Source organism: Alicyclobacillus suci (assembly GCF_017329615.1).
Lineage (GTDB): Bacteria > Bacillota > Bacilli > Alicyclobacillales > Alicyclobacillaceae > Alicyclobacillus > Alicyclobacillus suci.
On the sequence record NZ_JAFMTW010000009.1, the window covers coordinates 97,675 to 115,683 of the forward strand.

19 protein-coding genes are annotated in these 18,009 nt (G+C 53.8%); 1 reads left to right on the top strand and 18 read right to left on the bottom strand.

The genetic code is table 11. The features are described from left to right. Positions 1 to 36: 36 nt before the first annotated feature. From secE to J3482_RS07195, 18 genes are all read right to left on the bottom strand, one after another. The gene (gene secE, locus J3482_RS07110; RefSeq protein WP_021296601.1) at positions 37 to 267 is read right to left on the bottom strand and encodes a preprotein translocase subunit SecE; all 231 of its coding nucleotides are present in this window, start codon (positions 265 to 267) and stop codon (positions 37 to 39) included. A gap of 31 nt (positions 268 to 298) precedes the next feature. Beyond that, a complete protein-coding gene (gene rpmG, locus J3482_RS07115; protein ID WP_146823951.1) occupies positions 299 to 448 on the bottom strand; it encodes a 50S ribosomal protein L33 in 150 nt (49 codons plus the stop codon). 150 nt (positions 449 to 598) lie between these two features. Further along, entirely contained in the window at positions 599 to 1,255 is a 657-nt protein-coding gene (gene sigH / locus J3482_RS07120) for an RNA polymerase sporulation sigma factor SigH (RefSeq protein WP_021296599.1), read from the bottom strand. Positions 1,256 to 1,338: 83 nt separating this feature from the next. After that, complete coding sequence (locus tag J3482_RS07125; protein WP_206915922.1) at positions 1,339 to 1,881, bottom strand: NYN domain-containing protein; 543 nt, start codon at positions 1,879 to 1,881, stop codon at positions 1,339 to 1,341. Then, complete coding sequence (gene rlmB, locus J3482_RS07130) at positions 1,856 to 2,857, bottom strand: 23S rRNA (guanosine(2251)-2'-O)-methyltransferase RlmB (RefSeq protein WP_236017974.1); 1,002 nt, start codon at positions 2,855 to 2,857, stop codon at positions 1,856 to 1,858. The genes J3482_RS07125 and rlmB overlap by 26 nt, the downstream gene beginning before the upstream one ends. After that, positions 2,854 to 3,264 (bottom strand): Mini-ribonuclease 3, encoded by a 411-nt coding sequence (locus J3482_RS07135; RefSeq protein ID WP_146823949.1) that lies wholly within the window; start codon positions 3,262 to 3,264, stop codon positions 2,854 to 2,856. The genes rlmB and J3482_RS07135 overlap by 4 nt, the downstream gene beginning before the upstream one ends. Next, complete coding sequence (cysS, locus tag J3482_RS07140; RefSeq protein ID WP_146823948.1) at positions 3,261 to 4,685, bottom strand: cysteine--tRNA ligase; 1,425 nt, start codon at positions 4,683 to 4,685, stop codon at positions 3,261 to 3,263. The genes J3482_RS07135 and cysS overlap by 4 nt, the downstream gene beginning before the upstream one ends. Before the next feature lie 339 nt (positions 4,686 to 5,024). Then, positions 5,025 to 6,476 (bottom strand): glutamate--tRNA ligase, encoded by a 1,452-nt coding sequence (gltX, locus tag J3482_RS07145; RefSeq protein WP_146823947.1) that lies wholly within the window; start codon positions 6,474 to 6,476, stop codon positions 5,025 to 5,027. Then, the gene (ispF, locus tag J3482_RS07150; RefSeq protein ID WP_206922222.1) at positions 6,473 to 6,967 is read right to left on the bottom strand and encodes a 2-C-methyl-D-erythritol 2,4-cyclodiphosphate synthase; all 495 of its coding nucleotides are present in this window, start codon (positions 6,965 to 6,967) and stop codon (positions 6,473 to 6,475) included. The genes gltX and ispF overlap by 4 nt, the downstream gene beginning before the upstream one ends. Further along, positions 6,964 to 7,677, bottom strand: coding sequence for an IspD/TarI family cytidylyltransferase (locus tag J3482_RS07155; protein WP_146823945.1), 714 nt, complete (start codon positions 7,675 to 7,677; stop codon positions 6,964 to 6,966). Before J3482_RS07155 ends, ispF begins: the two co-directional genes overlap by 4 nt. Positions 7,678 to 7,785: 108 nt before the next feature. Continuing rightward, the gene (locus J3482_RS07160) at positions 7,786 to 8,886 is read right to left on the bottom strand and encodes a PIN/TRAM domain-containing protein (RefSeq protein WP_021296591.1); all 1,101 of its coding nucleotides are present in this window, start codon (positions 8,884 to 8,886) and stop codon (positions 7,786 to 7,788) included. A gap of 220 nt (positions 8,887 to 9,106) precedes the next feature. Continuing rightward, entirely contained in the window at positions 9,107 to 9,865 is a 759-nt protein-coding gene (gene pssA / locus J3482_RS07165; RefSeq protein WP_146823944.1) for a CDP-diacylglycerol--serine O-phosphatidyltransferase, read from the bottom strand. Positions 9,866 to 9,903: 38 nt separating this feature from the next. Further along, positions 9,904 to 10,965 (bottom strand): DNA integrity scanning diadenylate cyclase DisA, encoded by a 1,062-nt coding sequence (gene disA / locus J3482_RS07170; protein WP_438938563.1) that lies wholly within the window; start codon positions 10,963 to 10,965, stop codon positions 9,904 to 9,906. Positions 10,966 to 11,011: 46 nt separating this feature from the next. Beyond that, the gene (gene radA, locus J3482_RS07175; RefSeq protein ID WP_146823942.1) at positions 11,012 to 12,361 is read right to left on the bottom strand and encodes a DNA repair protein RadA; all 1,350 of its coding nucleotides are present in this window, start codon (positions 12,359 to 12,361) and stop codon (positions 11,012 to 11,014) included. A 139-nt stretch (positions 12,362 to 12,500) separates the two neighbouring features. Then, the gene (locus tag J3482_RS07180) at positions 12,501 to 14,933 is read right to left on the bottom strand and encodes an ATP-dependent Clp protease ATP-binding subunit (protein WP_021296587.1); all 2,433 of its coding nucleotides are present in this window, start codon (positions 14,931 to 14,933) and stop codon (positions 12,501 to 12,503) included. Next, positions 14,933 to 16,012 (bottom strand): protein-arginine kinase McsB, encoded by a 1,080-nt coding sequence (gene mcsB, locus J3482_RS07185; protein ID WP_146823941.1) that lies wholly within the window; start codon positions 16,010 to 16,012, stop codon positions 14,933 to 14,935. The genes J3482_RS07180 and mcsB overlap by 1 nt, the downstream gene beginning before the upstream one ends. A gap of 12 nt (positions 16,013 to 16,024) precedes the next feature. Further along, positions 16,025 to 16,543, bottom strand: a complete 519-nt coding sequence (mcsA, locus tag J3482_RS07190) for a protein-arginine kinase activator protein McsA (RefSeq protein ID WP_146823940.1) — start codon at positions 16,541 to 16,543, stop codon at positions 16,025 to 16,027. Positions 16,544 to 16,571: 28 nt separating this feature from the next. Further along, a complete protein-coding gene (locus J3482_RS07195; RefSeq protein WP_021296584.1) occupies positions 16,572 to 17,048 on the bottom strand; it encodes a CtsR family transcriptional regulator in 477 nt (158 codons plus the stop codon). A 242-nt stretch (positions 17,049 to 17,290) separates the two neighbouring features. Between J3482_RS07195 and J3482_RS07200 the strand changes: the two genes are divergently transcribed. Further along, on the top strand, positions 17,291 to 17,860 hold the full coding sequence (locus J3482_RS07200) for a TetR/AcrR family transcriptional regulator (RefSeq protein ID WP_146823939.1): 570 nt from the start codon (positions 17,291 to 17,293) through the stop codon (positions 17,858 to 17,860). Positions 17,861 to 18,009 lie beyond the last annotated feature (149 nt).

Below are 18,009 nucleotides of genomic sequence, written 5' to 3' on the forward strand. Positions count from 1 at the left end.
GGGCAAATTCGCCCGGACACCTCCAAAGCTCAGTCCTTAAACTACACCGATGAAGGTCAACAGCCGAGACACACCAATGTCAAAGCCCCAAACGAACAATCCGAGAATGACGCACAAGACCAACGAAGCGGCGGTATAGAGCACAATGTCACGACGCTTCGGCCAGCGAACGCGGCGGAGTTCCCTCCACGATTCCGCAAAGAAGGCAAAAAACCCCGAGCGGTGGCGTGTCTTAGCTTCAACCAATCTTTCGTTTGCCTTTGCCATACCGGATGACTCCTTTGATGCTGACTTCGACTTAGCGGGTTTCACGGTGCGTCGTATGCGAGTTGCACGTCGGGCAATATTTCTTGAGTTCGATCCGGTCTGGATCATTTTTCTTGTTCTTGTTGCTGGTGTAATTCCGTTGTTTACACTCTGTGCATGCCAGCGTAATGATATCGCGCACTCAGGGCACCTCCCCTACAAGCGGTTGTCCGAACATCATCCGCTTTAAACGGCGAGGATGTTCTGAACGACGCTTATTCAAACGAGAAAACTAAAACATGACGCAAAAACAGAAGAACCCCCATACGGGGACTCACATACCTGTGTTACATTAGCATATCACGTTGCGGAACGTCAAGTATTTCTCTAGTTTGCGTTTGACGCGTTGCAACGCATTGTCAATCGATTTGACATGTCGCGCCAAATCGACGGCAATCTCCTGATAAGACCGGCCATCAAGGTACAACATGAGCACCTTTCGTTCGAGGTCACTCAGCAATTCCGACATCTTATCTTCAATATCGTCAAATTCTTCCTGATGTATAACCAGTTCCTCGGGATCAGAGACACGCACAGTGCAAATTACGTCGAGCAGCGTCCTATCCGAATCTTCGTCGTAAATCGGCTTGTCCAACGAGACATAGGAGTTTAACGGGATGTGCTTTTGGCGGGTGGCCGTTTTAATCGCGGTAATAATTTGCCTCGTGATACACAACTCGGCAAATGCTTTAAAAGAAGAGAGCTTGTCCCCTCGGAAGTCACGAATAGACTTATACAGCCCAATCATGCCCTCCTGGACAATGTCCTCTCGGTCGGCACCAATTAAGAAGTATGATCTCGCCTTTGCTCGAACGAAATTTCGATACTTGTGTATGAGGTACTCGAGTGCATCGGTATTCCCGGCGCGCACCGCCTCGACAAGTTCTTCGTCTGTTCGATTTTCGTAATCCGAATAATCGGCGTCCAACTGTGTTGGCTGTGTCGACAAACCATATCACCCCGAGCCCAGATGGTTGTCGCCATTATACATTATGTAATCTATGATTATCAATCGTTGTTTTCGGATAAAAATTACTTCCTCCGCCATTTTTCTAGCGCTTTTGCAATATCGTCACGAATGCTGTCGCCGAGACGGGACTTTTTCTTGTCGTGCGTTTGCCCTGTCTGTTGGCGAACCAACCGTTGCATCGATTCCAGTCGGCGCAATAATTCCCCCGCGGAAATGCGCAATGCGCCGCCGCCAAACGAGACCTGCTGTTCGGCGGCATCCGACGTAGCGACTGTGATATTTCGATAGTTATCCCGAATGTCGTAGACCAGACGTTCAATGCGGGCGTCCGCAGTCTCACCCGCATCCGTAAAAACAATGTCAATACCCGCCCGCCGTTCAGAGACGCCAAGGCCAGGGCGGTGATGCGCATCGTATACGACGATAACATCTTCGTCATACATCGCCCGGTATTGTGATAGCAAATCTTCCAAGTCTCTGCGGGCTGACTCCAAATCCGGGATCTTCGTCAAACTGGTTCCAGATTTCCGGGCCACCACATTATACCCGTCGACAATCAAGCAGCGTTGACCCTTGCGCTTACGTTCGCTGCCGGACGACTTCATAAAGCATGACCCCCGCCGCGACCGACGCGTTCAAACTTTGAACTCGTCCGAGAATAGGAATGTTCACGAGGAAATCGCAGCGGTCACTGACCAAACGATGTAACCCGGCACCCTCGGACCCAATCACGACGACCGTCTTGTGGCGATAATCGACATCAACCATGCGATGGTCAGCGTCGACCGTCGTTCCAACCACCCAATAGCCTGCGTCCTTGAGCTTTTCCAACGCCTGCACGATATTGGCCACGCGGGCTACAGGTAAGTACTCAAGCGCCCCCGCAGCCGCCTTGGCGACCGTCTCCGTGAGCGGTGCGGCGCGATGTTTGCCAATGACCACACCTTGGGCACCAGCCGCTTCCGCCGTTCGAATAATGGCGCCCAAGTTGTGCGGGTCCGTCACGCCGTCTAACACCACGACAAGTCCGGTCGCGCCCGTATCGCGCGCGATAATATCCTCCAACTCGGCATACTCGTACGGTGCGACATACGCGATAACGCCCTGATGTGCTTGCCCCGCAATTGCGTCAAGCCGACTCCGGGGTACAAACTGGACGACAATTCCCTGTTCCTTGGCACGCGCGACAATATGCTCATAGCCGCCTTCCACGACGCCCTCAGCAATCACGACTTTGTTAATCGGACGCCCCTCGGCGAGTGCCGTCGCAACAGGATGCCGCCCTTTGATGAGTTGCGTCTGAATTTGTTCATCCACTGCCACGATAGGTTCCTCAGAGGATACATCACGAGCATCGGCTGACCGCGGTTTCCGCCGCGTGTCCCCATCGCGGCGAGCGGATGGACGTGAGGCGTCTCCACGGCGCCAGGCGTCTGCGTGACGAGGTGCACCTGCTCCCCCTTCCGGGCTCCGCCTGCGCGCATCAGCACGGTTCCCCCGGCGTTCACCTTCACCGCGGTTCGCCCGCAAACCCATCTGCCTATTTTCGTTTCGATTTCCTGACCTGCGTCGCTCGTTCATCCATGAGGCTCCTTTGCTAACTCATCCAAATAGGCGAGTGCTCGTTGAATAATATCCTCTAAACGCGCCTGTTGACCGGTGCCATGCAGATGGCCAATCAGCGCCTCAAACCCTGTACTGTGGCGATAGACAATGACGTCGACGTTTTTCCGGGCATGTGCCGATTTCGCGTTGCGGCCCCGCCGAACGACATCAGCCTCGCCTTCGCTCAAGTCGCCCGCAATTCCTGCCAGCGCCTTCGCCTGAGCCGTGGCGCTCACGTAGCGCGTACACCGCTTATGCAATTCGTGAGGCTTGCGGATGCCCTGGTTTAAACAGTGCTGTCGCGCATACACTTCCCAAATGGCATCGCCAATGAAGGCCAAACCTAGTGGGGATAGTTCAGCAACCGTAAAAGCTTGCTTCATACCTCAAAGCTCCACCGCGTCCCCTGCGGCGTATCCTCCAGGATAATGCCGCGGCGCTTCAGCGCATCGCGAATTTCGTCCGCACGGTTGAAGTCACGGCGCGCTCTCGCTTCATTTCGCTCCTCAATCAGTTCAGCGATTTCCTGTTCCAAACTGACCCCCTGCCTTTCCGGGATACCAAGCGTGCTCAGCAGCTCGATGAACACGGTGCGGTAGGCCTGCAAATCCGACACCAACAAGTTGCCTTGCGCCAAACGCGTGTTCATCCGTCGAACCCCTTCAAAAATCGCGGAAATGCCATCGGCGGTATTGAAATCGTCATCCATCGCCGTGATGAACGCCTCGCGAATCTCCGCCACGTCCCTTGCGACGTCCGTCGAAGGATCTTTACCAGACACATCAATCACCCCATCAAGCCTTTGCAACGCATCCAAGTGATGGTCAATGCTCTGAATGGCCCGGTCGATTCGCAATAACCCTTGTTCCGCCTGATCTAAAGCCTCCTCCGTATAGTTCAAAGGATGCCGATAATGAGCCGACAGCAAGAAGAAACGAATCGTCCGCGGATCCCGGCGATTCAACAAATCCCGCGCGGTGATAAAGTTACCAGTCGACTTGGACATCTTCTCGCCGTTGATATTGAGTGTTCCGTTATGCAGCCAATAATGGGCAAAGACGTGGCCCGAGTGGGCTTCACTTTGCGCAATCTCATTTTCGTGATGCGGAAAGATCAGGTCGCGGCCACCCGCGTGAATATCAATTTCCTCACCTAAATACAAGGCGTTCATCACCGAGCACTCGATATGCCAACCCGGTCGCCCTGGGCCCCATGGACTCTCCCAAAACTCCTCACCCGGTTTCGCAGCCTTCCACAGCGCAAAGTCGGTTGGGTCATCCTTCTCCTCTTGCACGTCAATGCGGTGACCCGCTCGCATGTCCTCCGGCGACTGGTGCGACAACTTGCCGTACTCAGGGAAGGACGACGTGTCAAAGTAGACGTTGCCATGGCGCTCATAGGCATGGCCCCCCACAATCAAATCCTCGATATAGGAGATGATTTGCGGAATGCATTCGGTCACTCGCGGATGTACGGATGCATCCCGAATGAACAGCGCCCGCGCGTCATCAAAGTAGTCCTGTATGTTGTTTTGTGCCAATTCTCGCGGTGGAATACCCATCTCATTGGCTCGCTGGATGATGCGGTCATCGACATCCGTAAAGTTTTGTACATAGCGCACTTCGTAGCCGCGGTACTCCAGATACCGGCGAATCGTGTCAAACGCCACAAACATCCGCGCGTTACCTAAGTGAAAGAAATTGTAGACTGTAGGTCCGCACGCGTAGAAACGAACCTTGCCCGGTTCGATAGTCTGAAGTTGCTCTTTCTTCCCTGACATGCTGTTATATAACACAATTGCCATGTTTCCTCATCCCTTCCCAGTGCGGGTCATAAGTAGCACTGACAAAAAACACCGTCTCTACTCAGAGACGGTGTTCCCGCGGTTCCACTCTGGTTGACATCAAACTACCCTGACGTCCACTCGAAGCATATAACGGTGCTCACCGTCGGATTTTACTGAGCCTCACGGCCGTTCCTTCCGATGCACTTGGCAAGCGCACCCCGATGCGACGCTGCGCACCCACTCGCAGCCTGGTTGCCCAGGTGGGTGCTCTCTGTTGCAGCCTATGCACATCGGCCTCCTGCCGCGCGTTGACATATCGAACCGCACGGGTGTCCCCCGTCACGGCGACTGATTTCATTATGACCTGCGCTCTAACGCGCTGGCAAGTCTCTCAAGAACCCAAGAGCGAGGCAGGAGCGCAATCGTCTTCTGCAGGTCAGGACCATGAACCTGGCCTGTCAACGCCGCCCGAACTGGCATAAACAACGCCCGCCCCTTGACGCCTTGCTCCTTTTGAATCTGCTTAAAGCGCGCGCGGCTCGCCTCTGCGGTCCACTCGTCAGCCGCTTTGGCAAGCGCCAAATACGCAGCGACAACTTCTTTGCTTCCCGGCTGCTCTAGCAGTTCGAGGGCTTCTTCATCATACGCAACACGCTTGTCAAAGAACCCCTTCGAGAGTTCGATGAAATCAGCCGCACAGACCATTTGTTCTTGATACAGTGACACCACTTGTTCCAGCCAATCTCCCGAGACACCATCCGGCAACGTCTGCCCCACGCGCTCTAATTGCCGTCTGACCATCGCTGTGGCCTCAGCAGGCGCAAGCGCCTTAAAGTACTGATTGGCCATCCAGTTCAGCTTGTCTACGTCGAACACAGCCCCAGCTTTGCTGACGCGCCCAAGATCAAACTGCGAACACAGCGCGTCGATATCAAACAACTCTTGTTCACCCTCTGGCGACCACCCGAGCAGTGCGAGGAAGTTAATAATCGCGTGTGGCACATAGCCGAGCTCCTCGTACGTTTGAATCGGCAGGACACTCGGATCGCGCTTGCTCAATTTTTTGCGGTTGTGATCTAGTACAATCGGCAAATGGGCAAATGTCGGGATCTCATAACCAAACGCTTGGAACACCAAAATTTGCCGCGGCGTATTAGACAAATGCTCTTCTGCACGAATGACATGAGTGATTTTCATCGCCGCATCATCCACGGCGACCTGGAAATTATAAGTCGGTATGCCGTTCGACTTCACAATCACATAGTCCCCAATATCACTGCTATTAAACGTCACCTGCCCGCGAATCAAGTCGTCGACGACGATTTCTTGATTCTCCGGCACGCGAAAGCGAATGCTGTACGGGATACCTGCGTCCATTTTCGCCTGCCGTTCTTCTTCGGACAACGCACGACAGCGGCCGCTATACTGTGGAACCCGCCCTTCGCGCTCCGCCGCCTCCCGCTGGGCCGCTAACTCCTCATCCGTACAAAAACACGGATAGGCCCGTCCATTATCAAGGAGCTTCTGCACATGCTCACGATACAATTCTAGACGCTCCATACAACGATACGGTGCATACGGACCACCGACGTCAATTCCTTCATCCCACTGAATACCCAGCCAGTGAAATCCATCCAGAAAGGCTAGCTCTGCGCCTTCGATGTTTCGGTTGGTGTCCGTATCCTCAATGCGTAAAACAAATGCACCACCGTGATGCCGCGCATACAAAAAGTTAAAAAGTGCAGTGCGCACACTGCCAATATGTAAATGCCCAGTAGGACTGGGTGCAAAACGAACCCGAACGGTCATTTGTCCGATACTCCTTCCAATGGTGCGAGCAGAACCACAGCCTGCGCCGCAATCCCTTCTTTGCGACCGACGAAGCCAAGCGTTTCCATCGTGGTCGCCTTAATAGACACTTGTTGCACATCGCACTCACAAGCACCAGCGATATTCTCCCGCATACGCATGACGTGTGGTGCCAGTTTCGGCGCTTCAGCGAGTACCATCACATCTAGGTTACAAAGACGATATCCCTGTTCTGTCACGAGGCGGACGACGTGTCGCAACAACTCCATACTGTTTGCATCCTTGTAACGGACGTCTGTGTTCGGAAAGTGATGCCCAATGTCGCCCAAGGCCAAAGCGCCCAGCATCGCATCCATCACCGCGTGCAAAACGACGTCCGCATCAGAATGCCCCAACAATCCGAACTCCGCAGGAATGCGTTCACCACCCAAGACAAGTGGTCGACCCGAGACGATTTCGTGCACATCAAAACCGTTCCCGATTCTCATCATGAATCTCCTTCCTCCCCCCACAGTTTGCTCGCTAGCCAAGCGGCGTAATCCAAATCTGCCGGCGTCGTCACCTTTCCGTTATACGCCGTCGACTCCACGCAGGCCACCCGATAACCAAGCGACTCGAGCAACGCGCTGTCGTCCGTTGGAGACTCCACCGACGAATCTTCGAGATACGCCGAATAGATGAGATCCCCTCGCACAACTTGTGGTGTTTCTGCTAGAAATAATTGCTCGCGAGGAACCGTGTGATCAACATACTGATCTGTACGCCACTTGACTGTATCCCTGCAACTCCTGCCAAGAATGGCCGCACCACAAGGGCGCGCCGCATCATATGTACGAATGACGTCGTCACGACTGACAAAAGGGCGCGCGGCGTCATGCACTGCGACCAAGACCTCTCGTAAGTCTAACCCGATTTCTAACACAGAGTCATAGATATACCGCATACCTGCAGCGACGGAGGCATGCCGGGTCGGCCCACCCTGAACGACCGCGCAGCGCTGATTCCACGCAACTTCCGCCAATGTGCGGCGCATTTGGGGTATATCCTCCGCACTTGCGACGACTGCGACGCGTTGGGCGCCACCGGCCAACATCGCCTCAACCGATCTCGCCCACATCGGCCGCCCAGCGAGCTGCAAGAACTGCTTTTTAAATCCCATCCGCCGACCTTGGCCTGCCGCCACGACGATGGCAAACAACATAGTAGCTTCCCGTCCTCTCCGTCACCCTACAGGCCATCACATTCACAAAACAGGACCGGCATGTACCGGTCCTGTCGACATGCAAATGTACCCCCATGGGACGAGCAATTACAAAGCGCGTTCAAGAAGTTTAGGCTTCGCAAAAATCATCCGCCCAGCAGATGTCTGCAACACACTTGTGACGAGCACGGACAACATCCCGCCAATATACTCACGCCCGCCTTCGATGACAATCATCGTACCGTCATCCAGATAGGCGACACCCTGATTATACTCTTTGCCATCCTTGATGACTTGTACGTGCAACTCTTCACCTGGCAAGACCACAGGTTTCAGCGCATTCGCCAAATCGTTGATATTCAACACAGGAACGCCCTGCAGTTCGCACACTTTATTGAGATTGAAGTCATTCGTCATGACTTTGCCATGCATTTGCTTGGCGAGGCGAACCAACTTGGAATCCACTTCTTGAATGTCATCAAAGTCGATTTCGACAATTTGAACTGGCGCCTTCAGTTCCTTTTGAATCCGGTTCAGTACATCGAGCCCGCGACGTCCGCGGTTGCGCTTGAGCACATCCGAAGAATCCGCGATATGCTGCAGTTCCTCGAGGACAAACGAAGCGATAATCAGCACGCCGTCCAAAAATCCCGTCTCAACGAGATCTGCAATCCGTCCGTCGATAATGACGGAGGTATCTAACAACTTCGCCTCACCTGGGCGTAAAGCTGCTTTTTTATCTTTATCTTTCTCCTTATCGCCCCGGTCCTTCAGCGATATCTTTCCTGCAAACAAATTCAGCAGTTCCTCTCGCTTCGTAAAACCAATCCTCAGACCGAGATATGCAAAAAAGATGCTGACAAAGAATTGAACCGGCACCCCTACCACTGGAATCGAGCGAACCTCTGGAGACAACAGGTAGGCCACGACCAACCCGATAACCATCCCAATGGTACCACCCAGAATATCCGCTAGGGGGGCACTCTTCAACCGCTCTTCCACCCAGCGCAAAAGCGTTGAAACATAGTTCACGAGGGAGATGGTCGCCAAAATGAACAGCGCACCACCAATTGCGGCCCCAAACCACTTGTGCGTGATAAACAAATTAGAATTGAGATGAAAAACACGTGTGAATAAGTCCGGGCCAAACGTATAACCGAGGACTACCCCGATGACCGCAAAAAACAGATGAACAACCTTTTTTAACATAAATTCAGTCACCTCCTGTCAATAGTATGGGCATATGCGCCATTGTCTTAATCATGCGTAACCGATTTTCCTTGAGCACCACAAGTGGTCCCTTCTAAATATTGGGGTAGTGATTGTAGTGTAACAAAGAGCCCATGTTCGGTCAAAGTAAAGCGGGCCCAGTCGCGGGCCCGTCACAAAACCGATGAACTTTTGTCAGGATGTTGTTTGAATTGAACCGTCACATTTCGCGGAATGGACTCGAAGGTTCGACCTCTCCATCCATCTCTACATCGTTCGAAGACTCGCCCCGCGCGCGGCGGATACGGTGGCGGCGAACGCCGCGCAACATCCCGTACACCGCGTAAATGGCAAGAACGCCAAAGATAATCCAATTTGCACGGATGAAATGAAATTTAATCGCGCAAAAGACGATGACCACAAACAGCGGCACAAGCACCACTGCAGATTTTGGGAATGCGACGCGCTTAAAGTTTGGATAGCGGACGCGACTGACCATCAATACAGACAATATGAACATCCCCAGCGGTAAAATGACAATGGCCGGGTGAAGAACGGGTCGGGTCAAAGCCATTGTCGCCAAAATGCCACCTGCGGCAGTGATGGGTAGGCCCACAAAATACGACGACGACTTCGTTTCGACATTAAAGCGAGCGAGGCGCAGTGTCCCACAGATGGGAAACCAGATAGCCAGTACAGCGCCAAGTAGGCCGAGATGCGACAACATGACCTGATACATGATAGCCGCTGGCGCCACGCCAAAGGTGACTAAGTCGGACAGCGAATCCAGTTGTTTCCCAAATTCGCTCTCTGCGTGCAACAACCTAGCTACACGCCCGTCCAGGCCGTCCAGCAGCATGCCGATGACGACCAACAGAGCAGCTTCGTTAAAGTGCCCGTGAATCGACATCAAGATGGCCACCATGCCAATGACCAAATTCCCCAGAGTCAACAAGCTGGGGATAGACTTGATGAACAATGACAAGACCTCCCAAGTATCTTAGAAAGCATAAAAGCCTATAAATGACGATCAATGAGGACCTGTTCTTGGATACGATTGAGCCCATCGCGAATGACACGCGCCCGAACGGTGCCCACGCCTTCGACTTCGTCGAGGTCATCCACACTAGCTGCAAGGATATTCGTCAGAATTCCAAAATGTTCGACGAGATTTTCAATCACAGGCTGCGGCAACCGGCTAATTCGATTCAGCAACCGGTAGCCGCGGGAAGGGACAACTTCCTCCAGCAGATTGACACTCGGCTGGTAGCCAAGCGCTTTGGCGACCAATGTGCCGTCCAACAACTCGTCAGCACTCATGTTGTGAAGTATCGACAGCACATGATGCGGTGTGGCATCCATTTCACTGTGCAGGTAATCTTTGACCAGTAGATACGCCTGCTCGTCGACGTTCGCGACTAATTCCTCCAGCTGCATGGTGACCAAGCGACCTTCACTGCCGAGTTCGGTAATGTATCGACGAATTTCCGCTTTAATCCGCAACACCGTCTCGAAACGCTGTAGCACAGTGGTGACCTCGTCAAGGGAGACTGCCTCCTCAAACTCCAGGGCGCTCAAATCGGTCAGTTCCTGGTCAAGAACCGTTTTGTACTTCTCCAGAGTTTGCATCGCCTGATTGGCTTTTGTCAAGATTACCGAGATATCGCGCAACACGTACTTAAACTGCCCTTGATACAACGTGATGACATTGCGGCGTTGGGAGATACAAATCACCAACTGGCCACTTTCCCGCGCCACCCGCTCGGCAGTGCGATGACGCGTGCCCGTCTCCGACGTCGCAATGGTGTGATCCGGGTTTAGGTTGGTATTGGCATAGAGGATGCGCTTTAAATCATCACTAATAATGATAGCCCCATCCATCTTCGCCAATTCATATAAGTGAGAAGGCGTCAACTCACAGTGAATCGTAAACCCGCCATCCATGATGGATTGCACTTTCTCCGTAGCGCCGACGACGATGAGTCCACCTGTCTTGGCACGCAGAATATTTTCAATGCCCTCACGCAACACGGTTCCCGGCGCGACCATCCGCAATATCTTGTTGACCGTCACGTCCATCTTTGCTTCTTCCCTCAATATTTGTCACCCCTGTGGCCAGACAACCTCAAAAGGCGCGTTGTATGGCATCCTGCAGCGATTTGATTGGAACGATTTCAAGTCCCGAAAACGTCTCCGAAAGCGACTGGCCCGCCGGTATGAGACAACGGGTAAACCCAAGTTTATGGGCTTCGCGAAGCCGCTCCGCCAAGCGTGTCACCGTACGCACCTCACCAGTCAAGCCCACTTCGCCAATATAGAGGTCACCTACGGCAAGCGGCCTATCGCGGTGACTCGACACGAGCGCGAGGGCAATGCCAAGATCTACGGCAGGTTCATCCACCCGTACGCCGCCCGCGACGTTGACGTAAGCATCCGAAGCCTGTACTTGTAGCCCAAGGCGACGTTCGAGCACCGCCAACAACATACTGACGCGCGAGTGGTCTGCCCCCGTGGACATCCTCCGCGGTGTGCCAAAGCCGGTGGGCGCCACGAGCGCCTGCACTTCTAATAGCAGTGGCCGTCTCCCCTCCATAGCGGCGACCACGGCGGACCCAGGGACCGCTCTGTCACGCTCCGATAAAAAGAGTAGCGATGGATTCGACACCTCGCGCAGTCCGTCGTCGTGCATCTCAAATACGGCCAGCTCGTTGGTGGACCCAAAGCGGTTCTTCACCGCCCGCAACACTCTATACATATGATGACGTTCGCCCTCAAAGTATAGTACCGCATCCACCATGTGCTCAAGCATTCGCGGACCCGCTATCGCGCCATCCTTGGTCACGTGCCCGACGATAAACGTCGCGATATTTTGCTGTTTGGCCAGGCGCAAAAGCACCCCCGTACATTCCCGTACCTGTGCGACACTTCCAGGAGCAGACGTCAGCGACGGACGAAATACCGTTTGAATCGAATCGATAATCAAAAAATCCGGCTTTAACGCCGAGGCCGACTCCACAACTAAATCCAAATCCGTTTCAGCTAATACATATAGGTTTTGATGAACTGTACCTAGTCGTTCGGCGCGCAACCGAATTTGATTGGCCGATTCTTCTCCAGACACATACAATACCCGTTTATTTTGAGTCGCAATCGATTGCGACAGTTGCAGCAACAATGTGGACTTGCCAATTCCAGGATCCCCGCCAATGAGCATTAACGACCCCGGCACAATCCCTCCGCCGAGAACGAAATCGCACTCAGCCAATCCGGTTCGAACGCGCTGCTCGGTCTGCGGTGGAATCGATTCAATTGGCATGGGTTGCATGCGAACGCCCGTTACAGGCCCCGTGCGCACAGGCGCAACGGTCTCCTCGATTAATGTATTCCATTCGCCACACCCCGGACAGCGGCCCATCCATTTGATTTCAACATGTCCACAGGCCCCACAGACATATTGGGTCTTCGTCTTTGCCAACAAGCCTCCACCCTTCTTCACAAACTCTCTCTTGATGATACCTCAGCTTGTCGACACATCTATCAACAATCGCAAAAAACCCGCCGCAAATTATGCGGCGGGTGAATATAACCCTAGAAGAACTTTCACCGATCCAGACTCACGCCTGTGTCGCAGTCTGTGCCTTTTGCACGACCTTCAGCTCATTGCCTTCCAACCCAAGCAGCACGGTATCCCCGCGCGTCACACTACCAGAAAGTAGCGCCTCCGACAGTTTATCCTCAATGTGGCGCTGAATTGCGCGTTTCAGCGGACGAGCGCCATACTGCGGGTCGAATCCTTCTTTTGCAAGGAAGGCCTTCGCCTCATCCGTCAGCGTAAACTGAATATCTTGTTCACTGAGGCGTTTTTGTAAATCTTTGACCATCAGCTCGACAATTTGGCCAATTTGTCCCTCGTCGAGCGGGTGGAAGACGATAATTTCGTCAATCCGGTTGATAAACTCCGGCCGGAACGTCCGCTTCAAATCTTGCATGACTTTCTCTTTCATGTCGTTGTATTGGCTTGCGTTATCAGGCTTAAATCCGACACTACCGCCCTTGCGCAGCTCCTCCGCGCCGACGTTCGACGTCATGATGATGACGGTGTTGCGAAAATCGACCGTACGCCCTTTGCCATCTGTCAATCGCCCATCGTCGAGCACCTGCAGTAAGATGTTGAACACCTCAGGATGTGCCTTTTCAACCTCATCCAAAAGAACCACAGAATAAGGCTTCCGACGCACCTTTTCCGTCAACTGTCCGCCTTCGTCGTAGCCTACATATCCCGGAGGAGAACCGACGAGCCGCGACGTCGAATGCCGCTCCATGAACTCGGACATATCAATGCGAATCATCGCATCCTCGTCACCGAAGATAGACTCTGCCAACGCGCGGGCCAATTCTGTCTTCCCGACACCTGTCGGGCCAAGGAAGATAAAAGACCCAATGGGGCGCTTGGGGTCCTTCAGCCCAGCGCGCGCCCGTCGAATCGCGCGAGATACGGCCTCCACGGCCTCGTTCTGGCCAATCACGCGATTGTGCAGGACATTCTCCATATTGAGCAGTCGTTCGGACTCCTCCTGCGCCAGCTGCTTCACTGGCACGCCCGTCCAGGCAGCCACGACATGCGCGATGTCCTCTGCTGTAACGCGAACGTCGTCATGCTGTTGCGTCTGCTGCCACTGTTCCTTCAGTTGTTCGAGTTCTTGCTTAATCTTTTGCTCTTGGTCGCGAAGGTTCGCCGCCAGTTCAAACTCTTGTCCCTGGACCGCCGCATCCTTCTCGCTGCGAACTTTTTCGAGCTTCTGCTCAAGGTCTTTCAGATTCGGCGGTGCCGTATGCGTACGCAACCGCACGCGGGACCCCGCTTCGTCAATCAAGTCAATCGCCTTATCTGGCAAAAATCTGTCCGAGATATATCGCTCCGACAGGCGAACGGCAGCTTCCAGCGCCTCGTCCGTGATCTTCACACGATGGTGTGCCTCGTACCTATCCCGCAATCCCTTGAGAATCTCCAAGGCCTCTTCCGGAGAGGGTTGGTCAACCGTGATTGGCTGGAACCGACGTTCAAGCGCCGCATCCTTTTCAATATGCTTGCGATATTCATCGAGCGTCGTAGCGCCAATACACTGGAGTTCCCCGCGCGCAAGTGCGGGCTTCAGGATGTTGGATGCATCAATCGCACCTTCTGCGCCGCCTGCTCCAATCAGCGTGTGCAATTCATCAATAAACAGGATGATATTCCCTGCCTGACGAATTTCATCCATGATTTTCTTAAGTCTATCCTCAAACTCGCCGCGGTATTTCGTCCCAGCGACGACCGTCCCCATGTCGAGCACCATCACCCGCTTGCTGCGCAGCGTCTCTGGGATGTCTCCCGCGACAATGCGCTGAGCTAAGCCCTCGGCAATCGCCGTCTTGCCGACGCCAGGTTCACCAATGAGTACGGGGTTGTTCTTTGTGCGCCGGGATAGAACCTGAATCACCCGTTCGATTTCGGTCGCACGTCCAATCACCGGATCGAGCTTGCCATCCCGCGCCATCTGCGTCAAATCGCGCGCCAATCCGTCCAGCGTCGGCGTCCCTGCCGCACTGTCCTTATCGCCCACCATTTCCGCAGCGTCGCCGCCAAGCAGTTGCAGGACCTGCTGGCGGGCCTTGTTCAAACTCACGTTCATGTTCGCGAGCACACGCGCCGCAACGCCTTCTCCCTCGCGGATGAGGCCGAGCAGGATGTGCTCCGTGCCCACATAAGTATGGTTGAGCTTACGCGCTTCATCGATGGACAATTCGATGACTTTTTTCGCCCGCGGCGTATAGGTCATCGCGGTGGACTGCCCTTGCCCCTGGCCAATAATGCGCTCCACTTCTTGTTGTACTTTATCCGCTTGGACGCCAAGCATCTGCAGTGCGCGTGCCGCAATACCCTCACCCTCACGGACGAGGCCGAGCAAAATGTGTTCCGTACCGACGCCAGGATGGTGAAGGCGCGTCGCCTCTTCTTGGGCTAGCGCAAGGACCTTTTGAGCTCGTTCCGTAAATCGTGCGTACATTAACCATGCACCTCCGTATCATCTTGTCGAAGTCGCTCGCGAATCAACGCGGCCCGCCGAATGTCCCGCTCAGAAGCAGACAATTCGCGGTTGAAATACTTCTGTAAGAAGGCCGGCTGAGTCGAGATCATCAATTCTTTCAATATCCCTGCAGACACGCCCTGGATAATGCCAAGGTCAATGCCGAGGCGAACGTCGGATAGGCGCTCTAACGTTTCCCGAGAGTCCATCCGCCGCGCGTAAGCCAGAATCCCAAACGACCGACTGACTCTATCCTCTAATTGAACCCGGTTGCGTTGCAACAGTTGTTCGCGCGCGTTGCGTTCGTGTCCAATCAACTGAGCGACTACACTCTGCAGGTTGTCTATGATTTCTTCTTCAGTCTCGCCGAGAGTGATTTGGTTTGATACTTGGAATAGATTTCCGTACGACTCTGATCCCTCTCCATAAATCCCCCGTACCGCAAGCCCGACCTGCGACACGGCCGACAGGAGACGCTGAATACTCCCGGACAATGCCAAGCCTGGCAGATGCATCATTACGGAGGCTCGAATGCCTGTACCGACATTGGTCGGACAAGCTGTCAAATACCCATACTTCTCATGAAACGCGTAGGTCAATTTACTTTCCAGCGCGTCGTCAATCGAAGTCGCCAATTGCCAGGACTCCTTCAAGCGCATACCTGGCAGGATACATTGAATGCGAATGTGGTCTTCCTCGTTGACCATAATGCTGACCAATTCGTCATCCCGCAGAACGACCGCACCATGTTTATCCTGTTGCGCCAAGTCGGGACTGATTAAATGCTTTTCCACAAGCACTTGTCTATCCAGGGGAGACAAATCACGACAGCGCACCATTTCGTAGTTTCCGAGCTGGTTGACAGACATCGTGCTCATCGCCTGTTCAACCAACTGGATAACTTCCGTCGCATGACTGTCCGTCTGCAGAATCGGAAACGGATACCCCTGGATGTTCCGTGCGACGCGAATCCGGCTGCTAATCACGATGTCGTCATCCGGCCCCCCATCGCGCATCCATCTGCTCATTGCCCGCTGCAGAAAATCACTGAGCGACATCTGTGCTCCCTCCTATTCTCCCGCATTCTGCTCAAGCGTCCGTATCTCATCCCGGAGCTCTGCGGCCCGCTCAAAATTCTCTTCGGCCACCGCCTTTTGCAGTTCACGGCGAAGGGCTTCCAGCCGACGCTGCTGCTGAATCTTCTCTCCAGACTTCGTCGGCACCTTTCCGGAATGGCTGTTTCCTGTTTGGATCCGCCGCAACAAAGGCTCCAACCGACTCGCGAAATTGTCATAGCAGTCAGGGCAGCCAAAGCGCCCAAGTTGGGTGAATTGATTATATGTCATCCCGCACGTCGAACAACGCAATTGATTGACTTGCGTCGGCGTATACCCTGGGGAGGACTCCATATTCAAAAGCCCACTCAGGAGCTTGTTAAAATCAAACGCATTGCCAGCGATGAACGGGTTCATAATCTCGCCCTGCTCCTTGGCACACTGCTCGCATAAGTGGTACCCTGTCTTTTCCCCATTTACGATTTTGGTCACATGTACGGTCGCAGCCCGCTCGTGACATCGTTCACAAAGCATTCGGCACGACACCTCCCATCCACGAAGGTCAGTGGTCCTCGTTGTCATACGTTGCGATGACTTGAACTGCTGTATATAACAGACGCGATCTCAAACGGTCACGCAGTGGCAAATCCACATTCACCACTTCTCTTCGCAGCATATTCTCCAACATGACAGCTTCTCGCTTCGTCAGCCAAGATTCGCGCATTAATCGTTCAATAAGCGCCTCCGATGTCGCCTGACTCAACTCACTCGGCCAATTCCGCAACAGGGTCAACAAGGTATGCTCGGGATCTAACTTGATTTCACGAATTCGAATGTAACCTCCGCCACCCCGCTTGGACTCGACGACATAGCCGTGATCCGTCGTAAACCTCGTACTGATGACATAGTTTATCTGCGACGGCACACAATTGAACAACTCGGCCAACTCACTGCGCTGAATCTCGACAACGCCAACGTCACTCTCTTCAAGGATGCGCTTAAGATATTGCTCAATAATATCTGATATGTTATTCGGCATGGCTGATTACTCCCATCCTTCGGCAGCACCGCCCTCTGACTTTCACTATAATTGACTTTGACTTATCTTGACCATATTATACACCTCAGTTTTTGAAACGCAAGCCAAGAGACAGTCCGTTGAAAATACACCGTTTTCACGTTAAACTCTTCCCAACATGAGCGCGTTCCATGACACCCAATTCAAGCTCGCCATGGAATCCAGCGCGCAAAGATGGGTCTTATATAGAAAGGAGCCCGGCGATGTCCTCGAACAAACAAAATGAAATTGCGCTCGCCGCGGTGAAATTATTTGAGCAAAAAGGTTATCGCGCGACATCGGTTCAAGATATCGCCGATGCCGTAGGACTGCAAAAAGGCAGCCTATATCACTACATCACATCGAAAGAGGACCTCCTGATGCAAATCGCACATCAGGCGATTCTCCAATTTAATCAGCAACTTCAATCCATCCTCGCCGAAGACATCAGCGCCCGCGAAAAACTCGAGCGGATGATTCGCGCCCATTTAACGATGTCCATCGAGAACCTGGAGACCACAACCGTCCTCTGGCGAGAGGCATTCTCACTAGGTGAAGGCCCCCAGGAGGTCATTGCGCGCATGTCTGACGAGTACCTGAACCTCGTTACACAAATCCTCACCGAGGGTGCCGCAAATGGCGAATTCCAAGTCGCCGAACCCAGAGTGACTGCGCTTGCCATCCTCGGGGCCTGCAACTGGGTCTACCGTTGGTACCAGGCAAACGGCTCTCTCGATGCAGGCGACATTTCATCCGTCTTCTCCAACCTATTTCTAAACGGCCTGCTCCGCTGACGGCGGGCCGGGAGCCCGCGCAGGAAACCCCAGGTCGCCCCGGGGGCCCCCCGGCGGCCGGGCGGCCGACCCCCCCCGTTAGGCGTATTTTTTGGCTGCAACCCGGGGGGTTAAAAAAAAAGAGCCGGCCGCCGCCGGGGGTGGGGGAT